This window comes from Nocardia sp. CA-151230, from assembly GCF_050942175.1.
Lineage (GTDB): Bacteria > Actinomycetota > Actinomycetes > Mycobacteriales > Mycobacteriaceae > Nocardia.
The window spans coordinates 3,857,841-3,883,234 of record NZ_CP192061.1 but is presented as its reverse complement, the minus strand read 5'-3'; the positions used below and the strand labels follow the sequence as shown (position 1 = coordinate 3,883,234).

Below are 25,394 nucleotides of genomic sequence, written 5' to 3'. Positions count from 1 at the left end.
CGCGCGATCGGCCCACTGGTGGACGCGCACTCGGTTTGCCGGCCGAGCAACGGCGCGCCAGACACGTTGCAGACAGTGAAAGCCGCAGGTTGCTGACCTGCGGCTTTCTCAATGGTGGACCCAGACAGTGCTGCGCTATTTCCCAGGCTCGAAACGCCAGCGCTGGTGTGTACCACCGCGAGGGGCCATGATCAGCTCGGTCTTGCCGAACAGTCCTTCATTGCCCGGTGCATAGGTGATGACGTTCTCGGGCTGACCCTCCAGGTAGATGTATCCGTCGTCGGTCTGTAGCTGAGCGGCATGGATAGAACCGATACCGACCATCTCCACGTAGTCCGGGTTGTTGCCATCGCCGAGGCTCATGAGATCGGGGCTGATGCGAAGGGCGAAGTTTCCGCGGACGTCTTCTTTGACCGTGTTGATCAACAGGGCGCCGTCGGTGTACCAGCGTTGTCGTGGCTCACCGGTGCCCGAGAGCACCTCGACGGCGGGGTCCCCGGTTTGAGTGGCCATGCCGTGACGCTCGTTGTACTCCTGGTTGCCGTCGGTCCTGCTGGTGACGCCGGGCTTGGTAGTGAGGCATAGTCCGGAATCCACCTCGACGATCCGAAACTCACCCGAAGGAAACCCGTTGGTCTGTGGACTGGTCATAACAATAGCCTCCCACCTGCACAGACGTGCTGTCCGTAGGCGGAGATCGCGTGTCCGTCATCGCAGCTGGGGCGCTGTGAACTGGAACGCCGAATCGCCCGCGATGGGCGAATCTTGACTTTCGCCGCGACCACATGCGCTGGCGGCACAGGCCGGATTGCGGGTGGTACCGGCGCACCCAGTCGATTGCGACTCGTCGTTGAAATGTCAGTAGTCCCTCGTCGCGAAACGTGTCAGTAGCGTCTCGCCCGTTGAATACCCCCCGGCATGTTCGGACGGCGACTCACGTCGGGAAAGTGCGTCGGGGGATATGCATCAGCTGTCGAGCAGCGCCGAACAGACGGCTGCCGAGCCTGATGACGGGAAGTCCCAGCGGGATCAGAAGGATCGTCGCGCACAACACCGCACCGAGAATCCACACCACGGTCGCGAGCAACCCGACTACCGTGCCGAGCACGGCCGTCAGGATCCCCAACACCACATTGAGCAGGCCCTGTATCGCTCGCATGACGACCTTTCTGTCGTCGAGTCTGCTCCTTTTCCACGCACTCCGCTCCTCTCTGTCCCTCCCTTCCCTCCACCGCAGTTTTCACCGTTCGCCGCCTGGTGTGGCATCACCTAATCGGCCGGCAAGCCCTTCGCCGCAGCGGGAGACAGGAACTCGACGCGCGCGCCGCGAACGAAGTTGTCGCGCTCGGTGAGGAAACGGCGGGTGTGGGGCTGCCGCTCATGCTCTTCGAACGCCTCCCGGTCGCGGTAGACGTCATAGAAGATCCGCGCGAGCGGCTCGCCGTCCACGGTGTGTGTCGCGTACAGCAGCGTTCCGGGCTCGTGCTCGATAATCGCCTTCACCGTGTCGGCGACGAGCTGATCGAATGCTGACGCGGCCTCGGTGTCGCGGAGGTCGAACCTCACCACAAGGGCAAACATCGCCCGAGGATATCGCCTGCCGTGCGCCTTCTCCTCGGCCTCGTCGTCTTCTTCGTTGTGGTCACCGGAGCCTTCGTCGTTGACCCCGACCGGATCATGCTCGGAACGCCGGTGCGCCACCAGCACCCGGTCGAGCATCTCGATCTCCCGCCCATTCTGGACGGCAGGCGCATCCCCGACGCTGGTCATCGACCAGCCGCTGCCCGCGCTGTGCTCTACGCCGTCAAACTCGCCCCGATCGAGAGGCTTCGATGGCTCCGCCTATTCCGCCCAGCCAATACACGACCCCACGGATCACTGGGCTTCCTGAGCCCCATGGCTTTCCGCCGACGGATGGTGGGCCGCCGGCGGCTATCAGGCTGTCCTCAAACGGTCCACGATCGCGCACGCTCCCACCGCCCTGACCGTCGTCGCCGTGCACAACGCCGACCCGCGCACCGGCCGCAAGCGATGGTGATTTCCCATGCCGCTGCGCCGTTGTCGTGGATCGAGTCGGTACTGCCCGTGACCTTGTCAGCGCACCCGATCACGAACAGGTCACACCGCGTCCTAGCCGCCGCGACCTGTCACGCCCCGCATGCGACATGGTCGAGGTCGGCTAGCCAGGCGTCAACATTGGGGTAGGCGTTGCGGGGTGTGCGCGGGATTCGGTCACTTGCGTGCCTCCGACGTGGTGTTGTGCTTCCGCGCAAGCAGATCCGCGATGTACGGGACCACCAGCACCCCAGCCTTTCGGAGGTCGAACCAGCCATCCAGCCGGGCGCACGCAGGCGACCGCAGCTGCCGGCCGTCGATGAATGATCCGTCCTCGCCGCATTCTTCGAGCGCGCCCAGCCTCAGTTCGCCGAGCACCTCGTCGGTCGGGCCGTCCGGCCAGCTTCGGGGAGATTCAGTTTCCTCACTGGCATGCCCCCCATTCTCGAGAGCGCGTTGAGCCAGGGTTGTGAACGACGCACAGGTTTCCGATTCCCTGACCGATTCGGAAGCCGATTCCCACAGGCGAATTCTCTGCAATACTCGTCCACTGCTCGACCCGCCTGACGGGTCGGGTACCGTCCTCGACTCGCTGCCAGGCCCGACATTCCCAGCGGCGGCAACAAGGAGTTCTGTGTACAACCATGCCATTTCGGCCGGACCGTTCACGCGTCGCCTTGTAGTCCTGATCGGCGTCGCCTGCGCCGTGGCCGGTTGCGGGGCCGCCGCCAATACGGCACATCCGACAACGACAGTCTCGAGATCCCTCCCGATGGCCACCGTCCCGCAAACAACGACCTTCGCACCATCGAGCACCCCTGACCCGACGTTATCGCCCCTGACAACGCCTCCTCCCACGACGACAGCTGGCCCGGCGTCCCCGGCGGCCGTCATGCCCGCCGTCGTCTGCATGAATCTGCAAGACGCACAGAACAAGATCCACGCGGCTGGCGTCTTCTACTCCCGATCGAAGGACTACACAGGCAAGGGCCGTCACCAGGTCATCGACCGCAACTGGCTCGTGGTCGCTCAATTTCCCTCCCCGGGTATACCTTTCGGTGAGGGTGACGCGGTCCTTTCCGTCGTCAAATATGGCGAACCCAACAACTGCTGACGCCGTCAGTCCTGCCCAGAACGCGCGATCACGCCGATCATCGGCGCGTCAATGTCGGCGGGAGCGACTGTGCAGCCCATGACCATGATGGGTCGGTACCGGTCCGGGACGTCGGCCCAGTCGGATCGTGGTAGCAGCCAGACGATCTCGTCGGCGTACAGGGCCCGCCGGATGTCGAACATCCGCGACACCATCGCGTTGAAGTGCGGTCCCATGCGTGCCGTGGACAGCTGTTCCGCGCTTTGTTGTTCGCCGTCGTTCCACAGCTCGATCGTGACGTGGTCGGTGGTCGCCGCGTACGCACCGTGCACCGCGCCGCGATGAGCAGCTGAAACCCGAACTGGTCGAACGCCGCCAGTGCCTGTGCCGAGAAGTACTCGCCGGATCTACTGAATGCCTCGTCGAACATGAGTGTGCCAAATCGCGGGCGGGCATCAGTCTCATCGTCGGACACGTTGTAGCTCAACGCTGCCGCGAGGCAAAGGCCCACCGATTTGTTGCCGGCGATCTCTCTCGGCGTCGTCATCCGGCATGACTGCCTCACTGGTCGGGCACACCGTCCGGGTAGACGTATCGACGAACGGCCGAGTCCACATCATTGTCCACGCACCACATGAGATAGCTGGTGCAGTATTCATCCAGGACCGACGCCAGCCACTCGAACCCGGATCCGTAATTGGTCATCACGTAGAGAAGCCCCCACACAGTGGAGGTTTCGGCCTCGAACGGCCACGTCAGCAGCGGGTTCACGTCCGGTTGGCTCGGGAACAATGTCTTGTCGAGGGCCTCCACGGGATAGTTGGCCACCTCGGCGCCAGTCCATCGCTCATAGCAGTCCACCAGGAAACACGCGAATTCATCTGTGATGGCGGCGTTTTCGGGTGCAGTCGCGGTCGTCATGTCGGGGAACAGATCGTCGATCCGGGTTGTGATGTGGACGAGTTCGGGCGAGTCTTCGCTCCACGGCAGTTCCGGAAGTCCGGTCACACCGATTCGATCGCGAAACCGGGCTGCTGTGTCTGCTCGCCGGGTCGGGTCGGACCAGTCTCGCCAAGCCTGATCGGTGTGGCGGATCTCGACGCCGAGGTCCATCGACAGTTGATCATCGTGACTGGTAGCCATGGTGTCCCCTGCTCGGGTACCCCTCGCTTGTCTACAGGGGTGCGCCGAGCCAGGCCGCGAAGCCGAGCAGGCTGTCGGACTGCCGGCGCTGCGCGGCCGCGATCCCGTGCAGGGTCTCGCGCACGGCCGGGTGCAGTCTGGTCTGCTGGGGTGCGACGGCGCGGGCCTTGTTCAACGCGACGAGGGCCTTGTCGGGCTTGCCGGACATCAGCCAGGCGCGGGCGTTGTCCTGCCAGTGGTGGCCGGCGCGCGGGGCGGCCATGTCCGCGGGCAGGTGCAGCGCGGCACCGTCCTTGGCGGCCTTGCTCGGGTCGCCGGCCTCGAGCTCCACCGCGCATGCATGAACTTCGACGTTCCCCGGCCCGAAATCTGTGGTGTACAGGTTGGATTCGTGTTTCATTGGGGCCGCGATCTGGCGGGCGTGGTCGATGTAGTTCTCGGCGAGGTCCAGGCGCAGGCCTCGAGCGGCAACGATCGCGCCGCGCAGGTTGCCGTACCCGCGCAACGCGCGTTCGCCCTCACTGTCGCCGGGAACCATGTCGAGGCCGCGGTCGACCAGTGTCAGCGCGACCTCGGTCGAACCGTGGGCCATGAGCAGGCGCGAACGCTTCATGAGGCTTCGCACCGCGTAGCAGGTGTCGTCGATGTGGGAGGCAGCCCAGTCCAAGCGGTCGAGGACCAGGGCGGTCAGCGACGAATAGCCGAGCCGGCAGCAGGCGTTCTCGGCGGCGACGTAGGCGGCGCACAGGATCTCGTACGCCTCGGCGCGCTCGCTGTCGGTGCGCGCTTGGGCGGCAGCGCCGTAGAGCTGGCGGATCAGGGTGGGTAGCAACGCCATCGCGCGCCGGGTGCGGTCGTTGTGCAGCGCGGCCTCCACTGCGGCGAGCGACGCGCGCAGCTCTGGCCGGCTCGGTGGTTCGAGGGGCTGCACGTAGGAGCCTTCGGCGAGCACAGCGCGCAGCTCCGCGAGCCCTTCGAGTGGGCCGTCCTCGGCCAGGGTCTCGAGGTACGGAGTGCCTTGCAGGCGGTCCGGGTCGACGCGCAGCGCGGCCGCCACCGCGGCGACAAACCCCGGTGACGCGGGCTCTCGGCCCTGCTCAACGGCTTTGATCAAGGACAGGGAGTAGTTCGACCGGGCGGCTAGTTGGCGCTGGCTGAGCCCGGCAATCTTGCGTTCCGACGCGATGGCCTGCCCCACGTGCTCCATGCATTCGAGCGTATCGCTGTTGCTGTCCCTGCGCTGTCCCTCTGCGACCTTGCTTGGCGCGACGCTGTCAGGCAGGCACTCGACGCCGGTCGAATCCCGCGCCTTTCCCGGCATCGAGCGCCACCCAAACCACAGACCCAAACCACCAACCGGGCAGGGGAATCGGACATGAGGATTGACGCGATCGGCTACCTGAGGACGGATGTGTCCGGCTCTCACCAGGACTGGGATGAGGCCCATATTCGTTCTCTGGCAAGGCGATTGGGCTACAATCTGCGGAAGACGGTCGCCTTCAGCGAGCACACCGACAAGCCGACGTATCGGCTGAAGGTGATCCTCGAGCGCATGAGCACCGTCGAAGCGGTGATCACGCCGTCGGCCGCGCATTTCGATGGCGATATCCCGGGCGAGCTGGTGCAGGTGACCGATGTCATCACCGTGAACCCGGAAATGACCTATGCGCGTTGGTCGGACGGCGAACTCCCGGCCGATGTCCACAACTATGGTCCTCAGCACCACCGTTGACCACCCAGTGGGCAAAACTGCCCACCCCCTGGTATCCATCGCGCGGATACCAGGGGTGTCCGCCGCGCCGTGACCCACCGCGATCTGCATCATCGCGCGCAGAATGATCTTGTGCTGCTTGGCCTTACGGCGCAGGCCGAGCGCCACAAGACATTTGAGATGACGGTCGAGCTCGCCGGCGGTGGCCTGTCACCTGGAGGTTGCCCACCGAATTCTCGATCGTGATCGTCGCCGGATCCGCACGCTTGTCCTTCGACACGGAGATCTCGCGTCGGTAGTCCTCGACATTGCCCTCGGTGTAGGCACCGTCGGCATCGAGTTCCGAGAGCAACTCGGCCGCTTCACCACGAAGCGGGTGAACCAATCATCGCCCGGCCCAGCGATTCTCGCGCTATTGCCGATCAGGATCAGCCGCCGCACGCCGACCGTGTTTGGGCACGTGATCGACGGCCTCAACGAGGGTATCGGTGAGAGTGAACCCGAGCGGGTATTGAATCCGGCGGGTGTGGCAGTGGCCGACGAACTCGTGGGTGCCGACCACCAGCATCGGTGCGGACCAAGACTTTCTTCCCGATTCGACAGCCCGGCCGCCGTGGCAGCTGTTCGAGCGCCGCGGCCAGAACTTTCGTGTGGTCGGCGGCGGCCTTGCCGGGGCGCAGCAGCTCGGCGGCCGGTTCCCCGTTGCCCTCGCCACCACGGCCGACGAAAGCGAGCAGCAGGTGAAAGCCGAAGCCGCGCTTGAATGTTGGAGCGACGTGTTTCTCCGAATGTGCGTCGACCAGGGTGGCGTCCAGGTCGATGATCAACGGGTACCACAACCTAGCACCAGAAAGGTGCCCCTCGGGTGTTGCGGATTCAACCTTGGACAAGTCGAATCATCGCAGCTCGGAGCACCTTTCGTCATTTCACCGCCGCTGCCGGTTCAGCTGAGACGAATCCCTGAGGCTAATGACTCGAGCCGCTGGTCACCGCGCCGAACAGCCCGGAGAGCACACTGCTACCCAGCCCGCTCGGCAGGCCATTGCTCGAGCCGGACGCGAAGCCACTGGCGGAGCCTGTCAGGTATCCGCGCCCCGGCCCGCTGGTCGAGCCGGTGAAGCTGTCGGGAGCATCGTTGGCCAGCTCGTCGAGGCCGCAGGCGGCGAGTCCACCCCCGGAACCACTGGTCAGGGCGCTGAGAATCCCATTGGCCAGCCCAGCAGCAGAACCGCTCTGCGGTCCGGCGGAGGATCCGGCGAGGAAACCGGTCGCGGAACCGGTGACCGAGCCAGTGGCGGCCGATTTGGCCCAGCCGCTGAGGAAACTCTGCTCGCAGGCCGCGCCCGGTGGCAGAGCCACAGCGGTAGTGGCGTCCGGCGGGGTCACGCCCGGACCTTCCACCGTGAGCGGCGCGGCTGCGGCGGGTCCGGCCCCTAAAGCGAGTGCGATGCCGATGGTAGCGGTGATCAGAATGGTGTAACGCATTGAAGGCTGCTCTCGTGTGGCTCTTGCGGAACATGACGCACGGGCCCGGCGGTTGCTTGCCACTCCGCCGCTACGCCCACTGCTCGATTACTCTGCGGGACAGGCAAGTTCGAGTACCGAGGATGTTTCGTCCCGGCAATCACCGAGAGGCTGCGCCGCACCACTGCACGGGTGTCACCCGGACTGGCACCAAGGAGGCCCCCCTCTCAGATCAATGGGAGCGCTGGCCCCAGAGATCACCTGGACGTGCGACCAAATTAGCTCGATGCGCGTGGCTTCGCAAGCGAATCGCAAAACTCTCCGAGAACAAGTTCCCGCCGGAGGACTGGCGAGATACTCACCGCCAGAAGGAGTCTGGGTGCCTATGGCTCACGGGCCCGCAGTTGTGGCAGCGCGTGATCGAACTCGCCCGCGGCAGCGCCAAGCCGGTCGGCCGGCTCACCAATAGCCTGAGGTTTTCCGAATCCCATCTACGGAACCGGCTGGCCTGCAATGAGATCGACGAAGACGGCCCGAGGGCTGACCAGAACCGAACGCAAGGAGCTTGCCGAACTGCGGCACGGAACCACCACGATGCCAGCACCTGGGACAACGCCCGATCCAGCCCCACCCTCGCCGCGGTCGGTACCAACGCGACCGCTCCAGCCTGCGACATCACCTGCAAACCATCCCCGTCAACTTTCAGCGACGGGTATCACGACCTGGACTCCCTCATCAGAAAGGTGCTCGTCGACTGCCTTCTTCGACCCTCAGCAAGTCGAATTATCGTAGTAAAGAGCACCTTTCGCCATTTCAGGACATCGACTTCTCACTCAGCGTGCTTGGCCGAGGGTCAAAGGTGACTCGGGGCCGGCGCCGATGCCCCTTTCCCGGACGAGGTTCGATGGAGGCGCGCTCATTGTAGACCCAAATCGATTGCAGCTCAGGCGATCATCTCTTCCGGGCGGGGCGGGTGACGGGTAGCGACCGCCCGGTCTCCAGCAGGGATTTCAGGTCGCTGAGCATGAAGGGGTAGCCTCCGCCGAAGCCCTCCGGTTCCAGATCACCAGAGATGATGATCGAGATGAGCGGGGCGCCGGCCACGTCGTGGATGACGGTCAGGGCGCAGGTGCCGTCGCCGCGATCACGAATCTCGTAGCGCAGATAGGTTTCCGGTTCAGCAGCAAGGTTTTCGTCGCCGAGGAAACGTATGCGTGCGCCCCACAGCGCCGGTGGGTCGTAGTCGGTGACCGTGCCGCGGATGATGATCTCCGGTTCACTGTCGATCGGACGAGGTCCGGACGGAGCGAACACCGTAAACGCGCCACCGACCCGAGGTTCGATCACGCTGCGGCCGCCGAATCCGTAGCGGACGGTCCAGTCGGGATCGGTGACAGCCTCCCAGATTCGCTCGGCCGGTGCGGTAATGATCACGCGATGGATCTGCGTCGTCTCCGGGCGCGCACGCGAGAGGACGTCCTCGAAGCTCACGATTCCAGGTCCTTCTTCAAATCGGCCAGTGCCGAGAGTTGCCGTTCGGTGAACTTGTCGATCCATCGATCGTGAATCAGCCGGATCGGTACGGGATTGAGGTAGTGCAACTTCTTTCGCCCGCTGCGGACCGCCGTCACCAAGCCCGCTTCCTCGAGCAGGCGCAGATGCTTGCTGATGCCGAACCGGGTCATCTCCAACCCGGATTCCAGCTCGGTCAGCGTCTGGCCGTCCTTGACGAACAACGCGTCCAGCAGATGCCGCCGGGTGTGATCTGCCAGCGCCTTGAACACCGCGTCCTCGTCCACGCGCCCCACTCTATACGAGACCGATCGGTCACATGATCGTTGACAGGTGACCTTTTGGTCACCTATTGTCCAGGGTATGAAACGCTACATAGTCCTCTACCTCGCACCCCTCTCGGTCGCCGAACGATTCGCCCAGGCCACACCCGCGGAAGCCGCGAAAGGCATGCAGTTGTGGGCGGATTGGAGCAAGCGGATCGGCGTCGGCCTCGTCGACGCGGGCAAGCCTCTCGGCAACGCGCGCCGCATCACGCCGACCGGAATCACCGAGACCGACAGTGGAGTGATCGGAATGTCCATCCTCCAGGCCACCTGCATGGACGAGGCGCTGGAAATGGTCGACGATCACCACCACCTGCACTGGGCCGAGCAGTGCGAAATCGTCGTCCTCGAAGAACAACCCATTCCCGAGCTGCAGCAATAAGACTCGTGGGCTGGCCGAACCCAATCAGTACTACACCTGAGTGGCGTGCGGTAATAGCTCCCGCAGCGCGCGTTCTATTCTGAGATGCCTTGTGCAGCAGCCGGTTTCTTGCCGGGAAACTGGCTCCGCTGCCCCGATTTCGCGAAAAGTCGTGCTGAAAGCCACAATCGGAACGGGCACGACTGCAGGCCGACAAGACCTCCGAAAAGCAGGCGCGCCAAGCCCTCGGCCTCTCGCCGATTGCTTGTCGCAAGCCCTCCATCAATGACGAATTGCTCTGCGGCACACCACGACCAGTGCCATGTACACCTCCACTGGGCAAAGCCCGGCTCCTGCAGGAAATCGGGGTTTCGCCCGATAGGCGCGGATGCACCGCTTGAATATCCTGATCACGAGGGCAACTCGATCAAGTGGCAGCAAGGGAAACACCCTGCTGGCGAAGGAATTTCCGCGACCGAACGCGGCGACTGCCGACAGACGTGGCGCTGTTCTGGTGCTCGCTGGCGCGGTAGTTCTGATCGGGTCCGTGGCCGACCTGGGTGATGCTTGCCCGCCCCTGTCATATGGTAGGCACGAACCGGATTCCTGAGCTGTTGAGCACCCCTTGGGCGTGGTCCTGCTACAGCTTGCGCACCCGCACTGCGGTCCCGTATGCGCAAATCTCCTGGCCGAGATCGGCGAAGTCGTTGGCGTCGAATCGCATCGCCAGAATCGCGTTCGCGCCCTCCTGCGCGGCGGCTTCGAGTAGCCGCTCGCGGGCCTCGATTCGGCTGTCCTGCAGCATCTTCGTCATCCCCTTGAGCTCACCGCCGAACATCGACTTCAGACCCGCGCCGAGCTGCGAGCCCAGGTGCCGGCTGCGCACGGTCAGCCCGAAGATGTCCCCGATGACTTCCACAACCTCGTAGCCGGGCAGATCGTTCATCGTGCTGACTACGATGTCGCCGGTGCCCGGTCGAGTGCTTGCATAGACTTCGCTGCTGCTCACGGTGGTCTCCTATATTCGTGCTGCATTCGTAATTGCCCTCTCGATAGTGCGATACACGGGTCTGCGGTGGCGTCACCCACCGGGCTCGATCCGTCTCATACTTTGGTCTCGACCTGCGTCCTTCTCAGGTCGCGACGGCCCGGAATCGCGGGTTCGGCTGTATACAGTCGGATCCATGAAGGCGGACACGGCAGCCGCACGGCTGAGCGGGTGGCAGCAGTGCTGGCGCCTGTTGTCCGCGACGCTCATCGGGGTGATCGTCTGGCTGGTCACCCACGCCGGCCTGCCCGCCGATACGAATCCGACGGTTCTGGCTTGGATGCGGATCGGCGATCCGATCCTCGCGGTCGGATGCCTGGTGCTCGTGTCCTGGCGGCGCCGCAACCCGATCGCCATCGCCGTGATCGTGATCGCGCTGTCCACGGTCTCCGCGTTCGCCGCGGGTGCGTCCCTGCTCGCGCTGTGCTCCCTGGCCACCCGCAGGCGATTCCGCGAAACGATTCCGGTCGGAGTGTTCGCGGTGCTCACCGGCATGGCCACCAGCCTGCTGTACCCGTCGTCGCAGGGACGCGAATCGCTCTGGTACGGCCTCGGGCTGATAGCGGTGAGCATGAGCGGGCTCATCGCCTTCGGATTCGCGATCGGTGCGCGCCGCGAGCTGGTGCGGTCGCTGCAGGAACGAGCCGAGACCGCCGAATACGCACAGCACGCCCGCGCCGCCGAAGCCCGCATCATGGAACGCCATCGCATCGCACGCGAGATGCACGATGTCCTCGCACACCGAATATCGGTGGTGGCCATGTACGCCGGGGTGCTCGGCTTCCGCGCCGACCTGACCCCGCAGGAGGTCACCGCCACCGCCAAGGCCATCGCCGATAACTCACACGAGGCGCTCGAGGAACTCCGCGACATCCTCGGCGTGCTGCGCGCGCAGGAGATGATCGCCAGCGGCAGCACCACGCCGGAACCCCCACAACCGACCCTCGCAGCGCTGCCCGCCCTGATCGCCGAGGCCCGCGACTCCGGCCTCGATATCACTCTCACCGACACTGTCACCGAGGACGTGCCGATGGCCAGTGCACGCACCGCGTACCGCATCGTGCAGGAGGGGCTGACCAACGTACGCAAACACGCTCCGGGCGAACGGGTTCGAGTGACGCTATCGGGCACCGCAGGCATCGAGCTCACGGTTACCGTCCTGAACACCGGAATCGATGGTGCTACCACAACTTTCCCCCACTCCGGATTCGGTCTGCTCGGACTGACCGAGCGCACCGAATTGATCGGCGGCACACTGCAATACGGTGCGACCCCGGACGGCGGCTTCCGGCTGTACGCACAACTACCCTGGACCACTGCCCGCGAGGAACTACCCCATACGGGCTGAGGATCGAGCCCTACCGAACGGGGATCACCCGATCCGGGTCGTGATCGTCGACAACGCCTGTCAGGGCTGGATCGCGTTCGGGGCTTCGTTTCTCAGGCAGCTCAGCGCCTACATGGAGCAGGTCAGCTGTGGCTGCGCTCGTGCGAGCCGTGCGGCAGCCAGACCTGTTCGGCCCGGATGCTGGCCTGTGGAGTGAAGTAGTCGCCGGTCCGCAGGTCGTCGAGCAGTGTCGCGTGTTCCGGTGCCCACCCGAGCAGCGCTCGGGTGTGCTCGCTGGAGACCGGGACGTCGAGGGAGAAGAATCGGGCCAGGAACGGGTTCCCGAGATGCGCTGCGGCCTGTTCGAGGGTCAGCGAAGCGGTGGGGATCTCGAGCACGTGCGCGATCTGCTCCGCGATGCTCCTGATCGTGATCGCGCTTTCGCCGACGCCGTGGAGCACGCTGCCAGCGGGAGCCTTCTCCAGCGCCAACCGGAACAAGACCGCAGCGTCGGTGCGGTGGACCGCCGGCCACCGATTGGTGCCGTCGCCGATGTAGGCCGAGACGCCTGCCCTGCGCGCGGCCGCGATGAGAGCCGGAATGAACCCGTAGTCGCCGGGTCCGTGCACGGTCGGCGCGAGTCGCACGACGCTGGCTCGCACACCCAACCCTGCAAGACTCAGACAGGCTTGCTCGCCCGCGATGCGGAACGCGGCGACCGAATCAGGGTCCGGTGCCTCCTGTTCGGTGCTGACCTGCCCGGCCCTGGTTACCAAGGTGCCCGAGGTGCTGACGAGCGGCTTGCCGGACCCGGCCAGCGTCTGCCCGAGCGCCTCGATCGCGGCGCAGTCGCGACGGATGAGGTCATCCGGATCTGCGTAGTCGCCCCCGTAGGCCATGTGCACGACGCCGTCGGCGGCTGCCGCGCCACGACGCAGGCTGTCCAGGTCGTCCAGCGAGCCGCGATGCGGTGTCGCGCCCAACGATTCCAGCCGGGCGGCCGCGACCTCCGACCGGGCCAGGCCGATCACGGTGTGACCGGCCGCGATGAGCTCGGTGACGACAGTAGGTCCGGTCTGACCGGAGCCCCCGGTGACGAAGACATGCATGGAACCTCCATTTTGACGCCATTCACTGGCGCTAAGTAGCGCCAGTCACTGACTCTACGCGTAGCGCCAGTAACTGGCGCAACTTGATGCCAGTCACTGACAGATCGCGATAGGCTCGGACAATGCCACGAAGCGGAGCAGAGGTGCGTCGCCGCCTGCAACAGGCGGCCCTGGAGCTTTACCTGGAACGAGGGTTCGACCGGACCACAGCGGCAGAGATCGCCGCCCGGGCCGGGGTCAACGAGCGCACCTTCTTCCGGCACTTCCCCGACAAGCGCGAGGTGCTCTTCGACGGCGAAGCCGACCTACGCACCGCGCTGATGCAGGCGGTTGCCGAAGCGCCCCAGGGACTGCGCCCGTTCGAGGTACTGCTGTGCGCGTTCCGGGAATCCGCTCGGAATTTGGAACGCAACCGCCCGTTCTCCGATCCGCGGTGGAAAGTCATCGCGGTGACCCCGGCACTGCGCGAACGCGAGTTGGCCAAGCATGCATGGCTCACCGATGCCGTGGCGGAGGCGCTGAGACAACGTGGTATCGATGCCGGCCCGGCCGGCCTGGCCGCCCGGACCGGCTGGGCCGCCTATCAACACGCGGTCCAAGCCTGGATCGCTGACCCCGCGGACGGTCTGGACGCGCATCTCTCCCGAGCCTTCCACGACCTGCGCACCCTCTGCACGGCCGATGCGCCGATACAGGCAGGCTCCGAACACTGACCGGGCCCGTCCGCGGTCCTCGAACGCCACGGGTGGGCTTACATCACGTGCCACCCTCACCCCCCGGGACGCTGGGGGCCTCCGCGTCACGGTGCAACTACCCGTCCCGCCACCGCACACCGGCGGACCCCGACCAGGGATCGGGTCGGCGCAGTCCAGGTCCAGCGGCGATGTCGCCAGCGGCGTTCAGCCCATCACCCAGAACGCGTGTGCAACAGGAGGATCCGTCACATCAACGCGACCATAGTGGCCTAACCTACGGTACCGTAGTTTAGGTATGGATCCACCGTTTGCGGCAGGCCGCCCTCGACGATCTGCACACGATGACCATTTCGCCTGCCGGAAGCTCACAGGGCTTGCACGACGAGGGCCATATTGTGACCACTCAGTGCAATGGGTGAGTGTGCTCGGTTTCCACCGATCGAGTGAATGCGCTTCCGGTGCAACGGATTTGGTCGCGCCGGAAGTGAGCTACCGATCGGCGCGCGCAGGCGCACGGCGGAGTCTCCGTCTACGTCCCGATGCCCTCGATCATCCCGCGGTGTCCCTACGCTGAGCGTCACCTTTCGCCAGTCGTCTCGTGGACCGTCCTCCGCCGGTCGGGACATAGCATCGCACCCCACCGCTCGTGCCGAAGTTGATCTTCGGGACTGTGAAAGACCTTCAGGTGCAGCAAAATTGGTGCACCCCCTCCCCCTCCGCGCACTCGTGCACGGCCAGCATCTGACCAGAACTTCAACGACGGCGCCGCTGTGGGCGCTCTGGTGTTCGCGAACAACGCCGTCGCTGGTGACATCTGGACTGTCGGCTGACGCTATGCCTTGGCCGCGCTGGGCGGTGCGGTGCGGTGCGGCAGCTTGCGGCCCAAGATTGCCTCGGCCTCCCGGCGGCGCTCGGCAATCTGCTCCGGAGTGAGTTTCACCCGGGTGACACGCATTGTTCCCTGCGTCAACGCACTCATCACTCGCCTCCTCGCACAATTGCCTTGATTCGCCACATGCTACGCGCCTCGTCCCACTCGACGCCAACGACGAAGAGGGTGCGCGCGTCGATCACCAGGACTTCTCGCTCCGCGGGCTCCTCGGCGAGGTCCCCCAGGCGCAGGGCCGGGACACCGGCCTGAACGATCAAGTCCAAGATCACCGGGTTGACACGCGTGTACGAGTGCGGCGGGTTGGCTGAACCGGAGGTCGACAGGAACCCGTGGTGAATGATGTCCTCATCGATCAAGGAGTACAACGAGTCCTCATCGACGATGCCGTACTCCGCGGCCTCGGCTTCGCGGGTGACGCGGACCGCGGTCTCGAGCGGATATTTCGCGAGCCCTGATCTAATCAGGCGTATGCGGCGCTCGTTGGTCGGCGTCATCTCGATCTGACCCCACAACGACTTGTTGATGTCGTCGTGCGCGTTGTACGTGTAGGCGTGGATGACGTCGGCTTCACTGACGGTCAGCCGGTCGTGCCGCTGTCCCGCCAGTGCTGTTTCAGCCAGCGGAATCTCGTCGAATCCATACTCGTCGCCGCCCTCATCTGTCACACCCGGATTGTGGCCTATCACTGGCCCGATTCAGCAATCCGGCGAAACCCTGAAGTCGAGGAACAGTGCCGGAGCCATCGGCCACAGCCGGTCAATCGGTAGTCGAGTCAAGAATCTCGAATCCGCTGCACTACAGGCGATCACGCCGGGAAAACCGTCCCGCCGCACCTCGCACTCCGCACCCGGCCGCCAGCAACGAGATGCACGCAACCGCGGCCTCCGGCATGCTCAGGAGTAACCGACCGCTACACCCCGCCCCGGAGCGCGCCATGCCCCCTCGTCCTACCGCATCGAGTTCGCTGTCCGACAAGGAGATTCAGCGACTCGCCACAGAACTCACCGCGGGCCGAGCACCCACCGTCTGGTTCACCGCCGACGCGGTCGGTATCGCCGAAGGTCGATCCGGGAAGGTCGTTGCGCTCGCCGATCCCGCCGAACCCGACTACTTGCGGGTACGACCCGCAGGATCGACCGATGCGCTTGCGTTCTCCCCCACCGAACTCACCCTCTTGCGGCCCAGCCGCCGCAACACAGATCAGCGGCACCGCTCCGATCACGACATCGCATGACTGTTCGATGTCAAAGGAGTGAACCATGTGCGCTGGAGGCCGACCACCGCGTGCGTACATGGTTTGGCCGAGCAGCGCAGCTCGCCCAAGACCAAAAGTCGGCGGCCCGACGGGTGCACACACTCCCGGGCCGCGCTTCCTGCTTCGAATACGGTACTGCCCCATACCGATCACCGAAGCCCTCTTGTTTCCTATGTGTACCGGGTGTCGAACACGTCGCCGTACTTCTCATGAACGGAGCCGTCGACCAAGCCTGAAGTGACGAATCCGCTTGCCAGATCGATGATTTCGGTGTGATTACCGCGCCATCGGCCTGGCTCGTCATCCACGGCGACGATCGTCCCCTCCCGAATCGCGACCATGCTCGCGACCAGGTGCTGCCGGTCCAAAGTATGCAATTGGGGTATTGATCAGCGTGAGATCCGCGGCAGGGTCGCCGCGGGCGCGGTCGGCCCTCCCACACGCGGCGACCCCGAGGCCTGCCGCAACAGTGAGTACCGCTTGAGCGCCAGCACGCCGAACACGCTCACAACGCCTTGGACGGTCAGTACCTGTTCGACGTGATGGACAGGATGACGGTGGGCTGGACGCCGTGATTCCCCACGGGACGCGGAATCAGATCGTGACACCCGTTTCCGACACCGGTCACGTCCGGCCCGAACTCATGCGTAATCGGCTGGTGCAGAGCGGGTTTCGGCGGGGTATGTCGGTGGGGTCGGTAAGAATGTCGGGATGGGGGGTGGTGACCTGCAACCGCGGTTGGGTGCGGGCCGACCAGATCGTGCACTTCAATGTGGAGCGATCCGGGGATTCGAGCTGGCCAGAGACATTCGATGTGGTGGTCGCTACGACGATGTCGGCCGGTAGTTGGCGCTTCCCGTTCCCGTGCCGGTTCCGAGGTCGAATGCGGTGCGGTGACCGACGCGACGGTCCGCCGGCGCTGGGAGCGGACAGGGAGGATGTCAAAGCTCCGCCGCTGGCGCCTGCGCGGCGATCATCATTCACACCAACCGGAGGAGGGCAGCCGCTGGATCAAGGCGGCATCCCACTCGCACCAGCCGCCGCCTTGGAGAAGTCGGAATATCCGACGACTCAAACCGATGGCTTGGTTTCGGATTCGCTGAACAGTCGAGGCGCTTTCTGTGGATCATTCCGGTGTGGTGACTGACTGGTCCGACTGCTATGACCCTCACGAACTGCGCCGACTGCTCGGCGCCGCCGAGGCCTACATCGGTGTGCTGGCGGGGCGCATCGAACGGTTGCAAGCCCTGCTCGCCACTACCGACCCGGTCGGTGGCGGCCACGGGGTCCCCGCCATATTGCCTGCGATGTCGGAGCCGGACGAGCATTCGCTGCCCTGCGTCAACGGCCAGTCGCCAGGGACGGAGAAGATCGCGCTGTTTCGGACATTATTCCGGGGCCGTGAGGACGTCTACGCCTACCGGTGGGTGAGCAAGAGGAACGGGAAGGTCGGGTGGAGTCCGGACGAGACGGATCGTTACTCGCGCCAGAACGGTGCACCGCGGGTGTTCTTGCCCCTGACCGACGATGCCGTGCAGAAGCATCTCGAAAAGCAGCCCGCAGGAGAAAAGGACCGCCACGTAGGCCTGTATCCACTCACCACCGACGACCGAACCTGGCTGCTGGTCTGCGATTTCGACGGCAAGGACGAGAGTGCCGACTGGCGCCGCGACGCGGAAGCCTACCTCGCTACGTGTGCGGAGGTCGGGGTGCCCGCTTACGCTGAGATTTCTCGTTCCGGTGCCGGCGCGCATGTGTGGACATTCTTCACCGCACCGGTTTCCGCAGCCAAGGCGCGGGCGCTGGGAACGGTGTTGCTACGCAACGCCATCGACCGCCGCGGCCAGATGGCGCTGGCCAGCTATGACCGGTTGTTTCCGACGCAGGATTTCGCGCCGGTCAAAGCCAACGGGGACCTGAAGTTCGGCAATCTCATCGCGCTGCCACTGCACGGCCCGTCACGGTTGGCGGGCACTACTGTGTTCTGCACCCCCGGCACCTGGACCGCGCCCCGTGATCAATTCGCACTATTGTCCGCCGTGCGGCGGCTCACGCCCTCAGCGCTCGACGATCTGGTCACTGCGAACGGTGCGGTGACGGCCGGACCGGTGGCCTTGGCCTCCGAACTGGGTCCCAAACCTCGACGCACCCAACTCGGCCCTGCACCAGCACAAGTGCGGGCGCAGATGGATGCGATGCTATCGATCGCAACCGAGGGTCTGTCGGCGAAGCTGTTGGCTGCGCTGAAACATCTTGCCGCGTTTCATAACCCAGAGTTCTATCGGAGGCAAGCCCAACGATTCAGCACGTGGAATACACCGCGGCTCGTATGCTGCTTCGACGCGTCCGATCCGGGCTGGTTGCGGTTGCCGCGGGGTGTCGCCGAGGAAGCAGCTTCACTCATCGCGCAAGCCGGTGGTGTCCTCGAGATCGAGAGCCGGCTGCGCGAGCCGGCCACGATCACCGCCACCTTCACCGGGATTCTCACCGAAACTCAAACCAGCGCAGTGCAAGCCATGATCGGCCATGACTGCGGTGTCCTCGTCGCCCCACCCGGATCCGGCAAGACGGTAATGGCGTGCGCGCTGATCGCCAACTACCGCACCCCGACAGTGGTGATCGTCAACCGGACCGAGCTGGCGAACCAATGGGGCGAACGCCTTGAGGAGTTCCTCGATCTTGGCGAGGGCCGCGTTGGTTCGGCCGGGGCCGGGAGAGACCGTCGCCATCATGTCGTCGACGTCGTCATGCTGCAGACGCTGTCGCACCGCGACGCATCACCGGATCTGCTCGATGGGTATGGACTGGCTGTCTTCGACGAATGTCATTCGGTGGGAGCCCCCGCAGCCGCCGCCGCGATGGGGCGAGCGAGGATCCCTCGGTGGATTGGATTGTCGGCTACGCCGTATCGGGCCGATCAGATGGATCCAATCATCACCATGCAGTGCGGGCCGATTCGCCATGAGATCATCGACACCACCACCTTCGCCAAATACCACATCGTGCACACCACGACATTCACCACCAACGAATCCGGCACCGACACCGCGACGATCGCCGAAATCTACAACCAGCTCGCCCGAGACACAGTCCGTACCAAGCAAATCGCCGCCGACATCGCCGACGCCGTCGCGCGCGGTCGCTGTGTCCTGGCGCTCACCAACCGCATCGAGCACCTCACCGACCTCGGCCGAACACTCGACTCTCACGGCATCACCGCGCTGCAACTCTACGGCCGCATGCCTCGCGCCGAACGCAGCCGTGTGCTGCGCGCGGTGGCCGATGGTAACGATGGACAACCGATCGTGCTACTGGCCATCGACAAACTCATCGGCCAAGGCTTCGACGCTCCCCGGCTCGACACGGTGTTCCTGGCCACGCCGATCGCGTTCAAAACCCCAGTCATCCAGCAGGTCGGGCGGATCATGCGCCACACCGAAGCCCGCAAAGAGCACGTCGAAGCCCACGACTACCGCGACGATGGCGTCCCGGTCCTGCAACGCATGTACCGCAAACGCCGCGCAACACTGCACTCACGCGGCTTCACCACGATCACCCCCACCGAACTGCCCGCCACTACATCGACTGCAGCTCACAAGGCACCGTCGGCCACCGCCCCCGATAGTTCGACTGTCGACCCCGCACCCCCACTGCCGACCACACCGCAGAGCAGCGAATCCGCGGTGTCTACGTCGTCCGAAGTCCGCGCTTGGGCCATCGCGAACGGCCTGTCAGTTTCCCCGAAAGGTCGAGTGCCCGAACGAATCTGGGAGGCATGGCGTAACCGGTAGCCAAACCCTGGTGCTTCGCACACAGACGCCGACAGCTGCCGGCTGAATCCCCCTTGATAGACGTGTTGCGATTACCGCCTGAGCGCCCAGTCAAGAACGGGTTGATCGAGGGCCCCGCAACTTCTTTTCGATCTGCTGGCGCTCACTGGCGAGCCAACGACCGGCCTGCCCTACCTCCGGCCCCGCGGGCGCACCGGCGGGCAGAAACCCAAACTCGGACCCCGCCAGGTGGATCTGGCGCGGCAGATGTACGACGAGCGCGGCAAGCGCCGCTACACCGTCGAGCAGATCGCAGCCGAGTTCGGCGTCACCCGCCCCCCCATTTACCGGCATCTCACCGCTGCCACAGCGAGAATGGAGGCGTGAGCACGGTCGCATTGACCGGATTGACCGACGCGGACCGCGCACGAGCGATGCACCGCGGGCGGGTGCTGCGGCCCCATCTCGAGGACGGGGTGCCCCTCACCCGCGCTGCGGCCGACGCCGGTGTGCCGCTGCGCACCGCGCAACGATGGCTGCACCGCTACCGCACCGGCGGCCTGGCCGGGCTCGCCCCGGACCGGCGCCGCCCGGGTGAGCGGCGCGCTCATCCGGACCTGATTCGCCTGATCGAAGGGATGGCGCTGCGCCGTCCGCGCTCGTCGCTGGCGGCGATCACCCGCCGAGCCGCCCAGATCGCCACCGCCCAGGGGTGGGTTCCGGTGTCCTACAACACCGTTCGCTCGATCGTCACCGCCCTCGACCCGGCCGTGGTCACCCTCGCGCACGAGGGCGCGGTCGCGTTCCGCGATACCTACGAATAGCCCCAATGCCCAGTGTGCGCCCTCGGCGCCCTTTCGTTCCAACGCGATGGCCTGCCCCGCCATCGAACGTGTGCCGGAGGGCAGCTCGGATCCCATACACATCATTTGGGTCATTCCAAGGATTGCAGCCAGTTCGGGAGCTCGACGAATCGCCGTGGGATGTACTCGGATTCGACGTCGATGCTCATGCCGCGGTCGTGTGCCCAGCAGGTGAGGGCGAGTAGCGGGACCGAGAAGAATCCGTCTGGGCCGCCGCGTCGTTTGGCGGTGTCGAAGTACTTCCGATGCCGTTTCAAGGCTTTCACCAGCTCTTTGGTGAAAGCCTTCTCGTCGCTGGCGGCTATCGCGGCGAAGACGTCGATCGTGGGCCTGATCAGATGGTCGATGACCGTCTGGGCACCGATCTTGCTGGTGGTATCGAGTCCCCGTGCGCGGTCTGCCAGGCGGCTCGGGTCCTCGCGCCAGGCTGCTTGGAGGAGATCGACCCACTCGTACTGGAATTCGTCGGCGACTCCCCCGTCGCCGGTGTCGCGTAAACGCTCGACGGGGTATCCAGCGAGCATGTCGCCGGCTTCGGTGTCGCGGGCGATGGTCGCCCACCAGAAGGCGGTGAGCCAGCGCCCGGTGTCCGCGGCCTGGTTGGGTCCGGTCGGTACCTGGTAGACCTCGTCGCCGAACCGCAGACCGACCGTATCGCGCTCGCCGGTGACGAAACCATCGGTTACCCAGAACAATCCCGTCGCGGCCTGCTCAGCGAGCTGTGCAGCCTTCACGGTCGCGGCTGAGTCGGCGGTCGGGTCATCGATGAGCAGAGCACCGAGTAGTGCCCGTGCGAGTGTCTTGACGAAGAACAGGTTGTCGGGTCGTTCCGGGAGGCGTGGGATGTGGTCGCCGAGGTATCCCCGGTATTCGTCCGCGCGGCCTTCGAAGGTCTCGGCGTCGATTGCGTGCCGTGGCACAACCTCGGTCACAGCTGGCTCACATCCCTAGGTCGAAGGTCTTGCAGGCGTATCCACCGTACTGTTCGCCGACGACTTGTCCGTTCTTCTTCAGGTCCTGGACACGGGCGCGGACCAGAACGTACTCGAGGTCAGCGGGGTTCGTCGTGAGCAGCCTATTGGCCAGGCTGCGCTCGATCGGGGTTCCGTTGTTGGCCATTTCCGTGATGATGGCGCGGTAGTAGCCGCCGGAGCCCTGCTCGTACCGCTTCGCGTCGTCGCCGATACGCGAGCCGAGCCGTGCCTGGGGGCCCTTCTCCTCCACGATCACGATCTTGGTTTTGCCGGTGGCCCTGTCGATGACTTCGTAAACCTTGTCGAAGCTGCCGGGGCCGGCGCGTGCCGGATCGCTGATCAAGTTGACGTTGTAGTCGCTGGACGGATACCTGTCGTCCAGGTACTGCTTGCCAGCGATGTGGCCCAGCCCTTCTCCCGCATCCCGTTGCGCGACATACGCATTGGTCAGATCGGAGGCGGTTTGATCACTGACCTTGCCCGTGGCGGCTTTCTCGCTATCGGCCTTCGCGGACAGCGCCTGCACGAGTTGGACGGACATGTACCGTTTGACCACGTCGCGCATGGCGTCCACGCGGAGTTGGATGCCGGCAGGTTGTTTCTTCTCGGTGCCGGGTTTGAAGGTGGCACCGACGAGGTTCTCATCGACGATCTCGTATTGGTTTGTCGCAGAGTTCAACTGGATCTGCGGAACCGAGAGACCGTTGAAGTCGACGGCGTGGGCGCCCTTGCGCCGGAACTCACCCAGCGAAGGGTAGAGGTTGTAGTAGGCGGCTTGGCAGAGCGGATCTTTGATCTCGTCCGTCAGCGGTAGGTTGCGGAGTTCGACCTCGGTCGGTCCCGGCGGTGCGCGCGGTGCGGAGGGGGCGGCCACCGCGGACGTCGAGGGCGTCTGCTTGTCGCCGCTGGGCTTGGCGGACTGCGAGGGCGCCGGTGCCGCGTTGGCGCCAGAAAGGAAGCACGACTGCGCCTTCGCCTGGATCGCGGCACCTTCCGATTCGAGCTGGTCGGCTTCGGTGTTGTAGGTGTCGACCGCGGCGACATTGGTGTTGTCGATGGTCGGTGCCGCGTTGTTGTGCGTGTCGGCTTGCTGTTCCCACGCCTGCTCTTCGGCGAGGAGCTGCAACAGTCCGCGGGCCCGCCGGGCTGGGCGGAGGCGACGTGGGAGGGGCCCAGAACAAGGGCGACGATGGCCGCGAGCACCATCGCCAGCACTCGCGGCAGGGTCGACCGCCGAAGGGACATTCCGGTTATCGGGTATAGCGCCACTTGCCACCCTCTTTGACCAGGTAGAACGTAGTGGTTTCCTCGGCAAGATCCGGAAAGCGCACCGTCGCATGGACCAGCTCCGACCTGCGATCATCTCCGCGATCCACTTGACGCAATAATTACGTCATTATATTGTCGCGTCATGCTGTTCCCCACGCCCGCGCTGACCGCCGCAGACGATCGCGTCCTCGCCGACGTCGACCGTATGCGCGGCGAACTACGTCACGAACTGCAGGCCAAACCTGGAAAGTGGGCAGGCGGTTTCCGGAAGTTCCTGACCGCAGATGCGGTAGCCGCATCGAACTCCATCGAGGGCTTCAAGGTCTCCACTGTCGACGTAGAAGACCTGATCGCAGGAGAACGCGACGTCGAGGTCTCCGAGGAGAACAAGGCCGAGACCCTCGCCTACGAGCGGATGATGACCTACCTGCAAACGCTGCACAACGTTGACGACTTCGCCTACAGCAAGGGCTTTCTCAACGCGCTGCACTGGATGCTGCAAGGGCATCGGCACACGGAACGCCGTCCCGCGGGGCAGTGGCGAACTGGACCTGTGTACGTCACCGACGCCCGCGATCCGAGCATCGCCGCCTACACCGCCCCTGACGCCGATCAAGTGCCGACTTTGATTGGAGAACTCGTCGACTGGCTCAATGCCGGTGATGAGACGCACCCGCTCGTGCGCGCCGCGATGGCGCACCTGCACCTTGTCTCGGTCCACCCCTGGGCCGACGGCAATGGACGCATGTCCCGGTCGCTACAAACACTGATGATCGCCCGCGAAGGCGTCCTCGCCCCGGAGTTTTCATCGATCGAATCCTGGCTCGGCAGGCCCGGAAACACCTGGGAGTACTACCAGGTCCTCGGCCGCCACGGCAGCACCTTTCGGCCGGACCAGGATGTGTCCGAATGGATTCGGTTCAATCTGACCGCCTACCACCAGCAAGCGCAAACCGTGCACGCCCGTTGGGTTCGGTCGGGGACGGTGTGGGCGAAGCTCGAAGAATACGTCGAGGGCATCCGTATGGACGAACGCGTCATCAGCGCGCTACATGACGTCGCGATGTCCGGCAGGGTTCGCCGGACCCGCTACGAACAATCGGAGGGACTGAGTGTCCAACAAGCGCAACGCGATCTACGCGACCTCGTCGCGCTTCAGGTACTCGAACCGGTCGGCAAGACCCGTGCCCGCTTCTATACCGCCGGTGCTGCCTACCCAGAGGCCGCATTGGATATCGCAAGTACTCCAACGACACTCGAAGATCCCTACGCGCAATAGCGCGCCGGGGCTGTACCGTTCGCAGCTACGACCTCTCTGTCTGTCGGGCACAGGTGCATTCAACAGGTTCTCATCGCTTCTCCACGGCAGGTTTCCGACCACCGCGAGCAGGGTCATTCAACCAGAATCACAACACGCCTCGTGACCAAAGCGGGCTACACGGTGGACGGCGCCGGTGTGCTGCGAATGTACGAGAGTGGCACGCTGCGGCCGGAGCCATTCACGCTCACGGTCCGACACCGAACTCGATCCTTGAGGTGCCGGAACTTCTTCGGACAGCGATCCAAAGTAGGATTTGGGTAACTGAACAGAGTTGTTTGTGGCACAGAAGAAGTCGCGTCAGTTCAGCCCGGAGTTCCGGGAAACAGCGGCACGCGAGGTGGTCGAGAAGTCTCGGCCGGTCGCCGATGTCGCGCGCGATTGCGGGGTAACCGATCAGACGATCCGGAACTGGGTGAAACAGTTCCAGCGCACTCACTCCGCAGCGGATACCGGGTTGTCGTTGCCGGAACGTGCCCGGTTGAAGGAATTGGAGCGCCGGGTCCGGGAGCTGGAGGAAGAGAACCGCTTCCTGGGAAAATCGGTCAGGGATTGGACGGACGATTGCAGCGGCCCGGCCGGAATCGAGACCTACGGCGTTGTTACGAGCCCGCCGAGATCGTGTGGCGAGTGGTCCCTCCATCGCCCTGCGACCGTGGCCAGGGTCAACGGAATCTGCAGTGCCTCACCGCAGGTCGATGCCTCCTGCATTGCCGAGGCCAACATAGCTATATGCCTGCCATGTGAGCGGCTGGACATCTCTTCCCGAGCGCCAGCCATCCAGCAGTTCTCGCTGGACGTTCCCTACCGCGACCCAGGGGTCGATGGTGGGGTCGGAAAGAAGTCGCAGCAGATCACGATCGACAACTCGCGCATACCGATCCTCGATCGGATACCTAGTCACCACGACGTGCTGGGCCCCGGCGTGCAACGCCGCGATAGGAATGCCCCACCACTCACGGTTGACCCCTATGGCGATCCTGCCCGCATTGCACGCGCGCATCCAGGCCGAGCAGCCTGAGAGCCTGGATGCACTGTATGTGCTCACACACGCGGCCGCTGAAGACTTCAATGCCCTCGAAGCCGAGTTCGACGAGGCGGGCAGCGCGATCGAGACAACCGCGCGCGAGTTCATCGCCGAGGACTTCTACTTCATCACGCAAGCCTGCGGCTTCCGTGGAGATGCTCATCGCTACCCGCGAGTGGTAG

General features: G+C 64.7%; 28 protein-coding genes and 3 pseudogenes. 12 read left to right on the top strand and 19 right to left on the bottom strand.

What is annotated here, in order from left to right; all coding sequences use genetic code 11:
* Positions 1–135 precede the first annotated feature (135 nt).
* From ACQP1O_RS18160 to ACQP1O_RS18145, 4 genes are all read right to left on the bottom strand, one after another.
* Entirely contained in the window at positions 136–651 is a 516-nt protein-coding gene (locus tag ACQP1O_RS18160; RefSeq protein ID WP_433566933.1) for a hypothetical protein, read from the bottom strand.
* A 283-nt stretch (positions 652–934) separates the two neighbouring features.
* Positions 935–1,159 (bottom strand): hypothetical protein, encoded by a 225-nt coding sequence (locus ACQP1O_RS18155; protein ID WP_433566932.1) that lies wholly within the window; start codon positions 1,157–1,159, stop codon positions 935–937.
* A 110-nt stretch (positions 1,160–1,269) separates the two neighbouring features.
* Positions 1,270–1,770: a putative quinol monooxygenase gene (locus ACQP1O_RS18150; RefSeq protein ID WP_433566931.1), complete on the bottom strand. Its 501-nt coding sequence runs from the start codon at positions 1,768–1,770 to the stop codon at positions 1,270–1,272.
* Between the two features lie 462 nt (positions 1,771–2,232).
* Positions 2,233–2,724, bottom strand: a complete 492-nt coding sequence (locus tag ACQP1O_RS18145; RefSeq protein WP_433566930.1) for a hypothetical protein — start codon at positions 2,722–2,724, stop codon at positions 2,233–2,235.
* A gap of 223 nt (positions 2,725–2,947) precedes the next feature.
* On the opposite strand from ACQP1O_RS18145, the gene ACQP1O_RS18140 reads away from it, so the two are divergent.
* Positions 2,948–3,169: a calcium-binding protein gene (locus ACQP1O_RS18140; protein WP_433566929.1), complete on the top strand. Its 222-nt coding sequence runs from the start codon at positions 2,948–2,950 to the stop codon at positions 3,167–3,169.
* A gap of 5 nt (positions 3,170–3,174) precedes the next feature.
* Here the strand turns inward: ACQP1O_RS18140 and ACQP1O_RS18135 are convergent, their stop codons facing one another.
* The 4 genes and pseudogenes from ACQP1O_RS18135 to ACQP1O_RS18120 all read right to left on the bottom strand — a co-directional run bounded on the left by ACQP1O_RS18135 (position 3,175) and on the right by ACQP1O_RS18120 (position 5,498).
* A complete protein-coding gene (locus ACQP1O_RS18135) occupies positions 3,175–3,480 on the bottom strand; it encodes a hypothetical protein (protein ID WP_433568030.1) in 306 nt (101 codons plus the stop codon).
* 44 nt (positions 3,481–3,524) lie between these two features.
* Positions 3,525–3,695, bottom strand: a pseudogene (locus tag ACQP1O_RS18130) (SbcC/MukB-like Walker B domain-containing protein); the annotation flags it as partial.
* A gap of 14 nt (positions 3,696–3,709) precedes the next feature.
* Complete coding sequence (locus ACQP1O_RS18125; protein WP_433566928.1) at positions 3,710–4,291, bottom strand: hypothetical protein; 582 nt, start codon at positions 4,289–4,291, stop codon at positions 3,710–3,712.
* Between the two features lie 31 nt (positions 4,292–4,322).
* Positions 4,323–5,498 (bottom strand): helix-turn-helix domain-containing protein, encoded by a 1,176-nt coding sequence (locus ACQP1O_RS18120; protein WP_433566927.1) that lies wholly within the window; start codon positions 5,496–5,498, stop codon positions 4,323–4,325.
* Positions 5,499–5,666: 168 nt separating this feature from the next.
* Here ACQP1O_RS18120 and ACQP1O_RS18115 point away from each other — a divergent pair, with 168 nt between their 5' ends.
* Positions 5,667–6,023 (top strand): hypothetical protein, encoded by a 357-nt coding sequence (locus tag ACQP1O_RS18115; protein WP_433566926.1) that lies wholly within the window; start codon positions 5,667–5,669, stop codon positions 6,021–6,023.
* A gap of 445 nt (positions 6,024–6,468) precedes the next feature.
* Here the strand turns inward: ACQP1O_RS18115 and ACQP1O_RS18110 are convergent.
* The 4 genes and pseudogenes from ACQP1O_RS18110 to ACQP1O_RS18095 form a co-directional block, all read right to left on the bottom strand.
* Positions 6,469–6,832 (bottom strand): annotated as a pseudogene (locus tag ACQP1O_RS18110) (transposase); the annotation flags it as partial.
* A gap of 136 nt (positions 6,833–6,968) precedes the next feature.
* Positions 6,969–7,487 (bottom strand): hypothetical protein, encoded by a 519-nt coding sequence (locus ACQP1O_RS18105; RefSeq protein ID WP_433566925.1) that lies wholly within the window; start codon positions 7,485–7,487, stop codon positions 6,969–6,971.
* Between the two features lie 930 nt (positions 7,488–8,417).
* Complete coding sequence (locus ACQP1O_RS18100) at positions 8,418–8,957, bottom strand: SRPBCC domain-containing protein (RefSeq protein WP_433566924.1); 540 nt, start codon at positions 8,955–8,957, stop codon at positions 8,418–8,420.
* Positions 8,954–9,265 carry an ArsR/SmtB family transcription factor gene (locus ACQP1O_RS18095; protein ID WP_433566923.1) on the bottom strand — a complete coding sequence of 104 codons (312 nt, stop codon included), beginning with the start codon at positions 9,263–9,265 and terminating at the stop codon, positions 8,954–8,956. Before ACQP1O_RS18095 ends, ACQP1O_RS18100 begins: the two co-directional genes overlap by 4 nt.
* A gap of 76 nt (positions 9,266–9,341) precedes the next feature.
* Here ACQP1O_RS18095 and ACQP1O_RS18090 point away from each other — a divergent pair, with 76 nt between their 5' ends.
* Positions 9,342–9,686 carry a hypothetical protein gene (locus ACQP1O_RS18090; RefSeq protein ID WP_433566922.1) on the top strand — a complete coding sequence of 115 codons (345 nt, stop codon included), beginning with the start codon at positions 9,342–9,344 and terminating at the stop codon, positions 9,684–9,686.
* A gap of 619 nt (positions 9,687–10,305) precedes the next feature.
* Here the strand turns inward: ACQP1O_RS18090 and ACQP1O_RS18085 are convergent.
* Entirely contained in the window at positions 10,306–10,626 is a 321-nt protein-coding gene (locus ACQP1O_RS18085) for a YbjQ family protein (RefSeq protein ID WP_433567720.1), read from the bottom strand.
* 223 nt (positions 10,627–10,849) lie between these two features.
* On the opposite strand from ACQP1O_RS18085, the gene ACQP1O_RS18080 reads away from it, so the two are divergent.
* Complete coding sequence (locus tag ACQP1O_RS18080) at positions 10,850–12,061, top strand: sensor histidine kinase (RefSeq protein WP_433566921.1); 1,212 nt, start codon at positions 10,850–10,852, stop codon at positions 12,059–12,061.
* Between the two features lie 122 nt (positions 12,062–12,183).
* On the opposite strand, the gene ACQP1O_RS18075 is transcribed toward ACQP1O_RS18080, so the two are convergent.
* On the bottom strand, positions 12,184–13,149 hold the full coding sequence (locus tag ACQP1O_RS18075; RefSeq protein ID WP_433566920.1) for an SDR family oxidoreductase: 966 nt from the start codon (positions 13,147–13,149) through the stop codon (positions 12,184–12,186).
* A 122-nt stretch (positions 13,150–13,271) separates the two neighbouring features.
* On the opposite strand from ACQP1O_RS18075, the gene ACQP1O_RS18070 reads away from it, so the two are divergent.
* Positions 13,272–13,862: a TetR/AcrR family transcriptional regulator gene (locus tag ACQP1O_RS18070; RefSeq protein WP_433566919.1), complete on the top strand. Its 591-nt coding sequence runs from the start codon at positions 13,272–13,274 to the stop codon at positions 13,860–13,862.
* A gap of 814 nt (positions 13,863–14,676) precedes the next feature.
* Here ACQP1O_RS18070 and ACQP1O_RS18065 read toward each other — a convergent pair.
* Positions 14,677–14,823, bottom strand: coding sequence for a hypothetical protein (locus ACQP1O_RS18065; RefSeq protein ID WP_433566918.1), 147 nt, complete (start codon positions 14,821–14,823; stop codon positions 14,677–14,679).
* Positions 14,823–15,401 carry an ADP-ribosyltransferase gene (locus ACQP1O_RS18060; RefSeq protein WP_433566917.1) on the bottom strand — a complete coding sequence of 193 codons (579 nt, stop codon included), beginning with the start codon at positions 15,399–15,401 and terminating at the stop codon, positions 14,823–14,825. The genes ACQP1O_RS18065 and ACQP1O_RS18060 overlap by 1 nt, the downstream gene beginning before the upstream one ends.
* A 269-nt stretch (positions 15,402–15,670) precedes the next feature.
* Between ACQP1O_RS18060 and ACQP1O_RS18055 the strand changes: the two genes are divergently transcribed.
* Positions 15,671–15,970 carry a hypothetical protein gene (locus ACQP1O_RS18055; protein ID WP_433566916.1) on the top strand — a complete coding sequence of 100 codons (300 nt, stop codon included), beginning with the start codon at positions 15,671–15,673 and terminating at the stop codon, positions 15,968–15,970.
* A gap of 191 nt (positions 15,971–16,161) precedes the next feature.
* Here the strand turns inward: ACQP1O_RS18055 and ACQP1O_RS18050 are convergent, their stop codons facing one another.
* Positions 16,162–16,359, bottom strand: coding sequence for a hypothetical protein (locus ACQP1O_RS18050; protein ID WP_433566915.1), 198 nt, complete (start codon positions 16,357–16,359; stop codon positions 16,162–16,164).
* A gap of 768 nt (positions 16,360–17,127) precedes the next feature.
* On the opposite strand from ACQP1O_RS18050, the gene ACQP1O_RS18045 reads away from it, so the two are divergent.
* From ACQP1O_RS18045 to ACQP1O_RS18035, 3 genes are all read left to right on the top strand, one after another.
* Positions 17,128–19,782 (top strand): TOTE conflict system archaeo-eukaryotic primase domain-containing protein, encoded by a 2,655-nt coding sequence (locus ACQP1O_RS18045; RefSeq protein WP_433566914.1) that lies wholly within the window; start codon positions 17,128–17,130, stop codon positions 19,780–19,782.
* 132 nt (positions 19,783–19,914) lie between these two features.
* On the top strand, positions 19,915–20,148 hold the full coding sequence (locus ACQP1O_RS18040; protein WP_433567719.1) for a helix-turn-helix domain-containing protein: 234 nt from the start codon (positions 19,915–19,917) through the stop codon (positions 20,146–20,148).
* The gene (locus ACQP1O_RS18035; RefSeq protein WP_433566913.1) at positions 20,145–20,585 is read left to right on the top strand and encodes a helix-turn-helix domain-containing protein; all 441 of its coding nucleotides are present in this window, start codon (positions 20,145–20,147) and stop codon (positions 20,583–20,585) included. The genes ACQP1O_RS18040 and ACQP1O_RS18035 overlap by 4 nt, the downstream gene beginning before the upstream one ends.
* Before the next feature lie 110 nt (positions 20,586–20,695).
* Here ACQP1O_RS18035 and ACQP1O_RS18030 read toward each other — a convergent pair whose 3' ends face one another.
* Entirely contained in the window at positions 20,696–21,556 is an 861-nt protein-coding gene (locus tag ACQP1O_RS18030; RefSeq protein WP_433566912.1) for an immunity 49 family protein, read from the bottom strand.
* 7 nt (positions 21,557–21,563) lie between these two features.
* Positions 21,564–22,724 (bottom strand): hypothetical protein, encoded by a 1,161-nt coding sequence (locus ACQP1O_RS18025; protein ID WP_433566911.1) that lies wholly within the window; start codon positions 22,722–22,724, stop codon positions 21,564–21,566.
* A 285-nt stretch (positions 22,725–23,009) separates the two neighbouring features.
* Between ACQP1O_RS18025 and ACQP1O_RS18020 the strand changes: the two genes are divergently transcribed.
* From ACQP1O_RS18020 to ACQP1O_RS18010, 3 genes and pseudogenes are all read left to right on the top strand, one after another.
* Positions 23,010–24,146 (top strand): Fic family protein, encoded by a 1,137-nt coding sequence (locus tag ACQP1O_RS18020; RefSeq protein ID WP_433566910.1) that lies wholly within the window; start codon positions 23,010–23,012, stop codon positions 24,144–24,146.
* A 319-nt stretch (positions 24,147–24,465) separates the two neighbouring features.
* Positions 24,466–25,206: a transposase gene (locus ACQP1O_RS18015; protein ID WP_433566909.1), complete on the top strand. Its 741-nt coding sequence runs from the start codon at positions 24,466–24,468 to the stop codon at positions 25,204–25,206.
* A pseudogene (locus tag ACQP1O_RS18010) lies at positions 25,130–25,300 on the top strand (DUF5713 family protein); the annotation flags it as partial. The gene ACQP1O_RS18015 and the pseudogene ACQP1O_RS18010, both read left to right, overlap by 77 nt.
* Between the last annotated feature and the right edge of the window lie 94 nt (positions 25,301–25,394).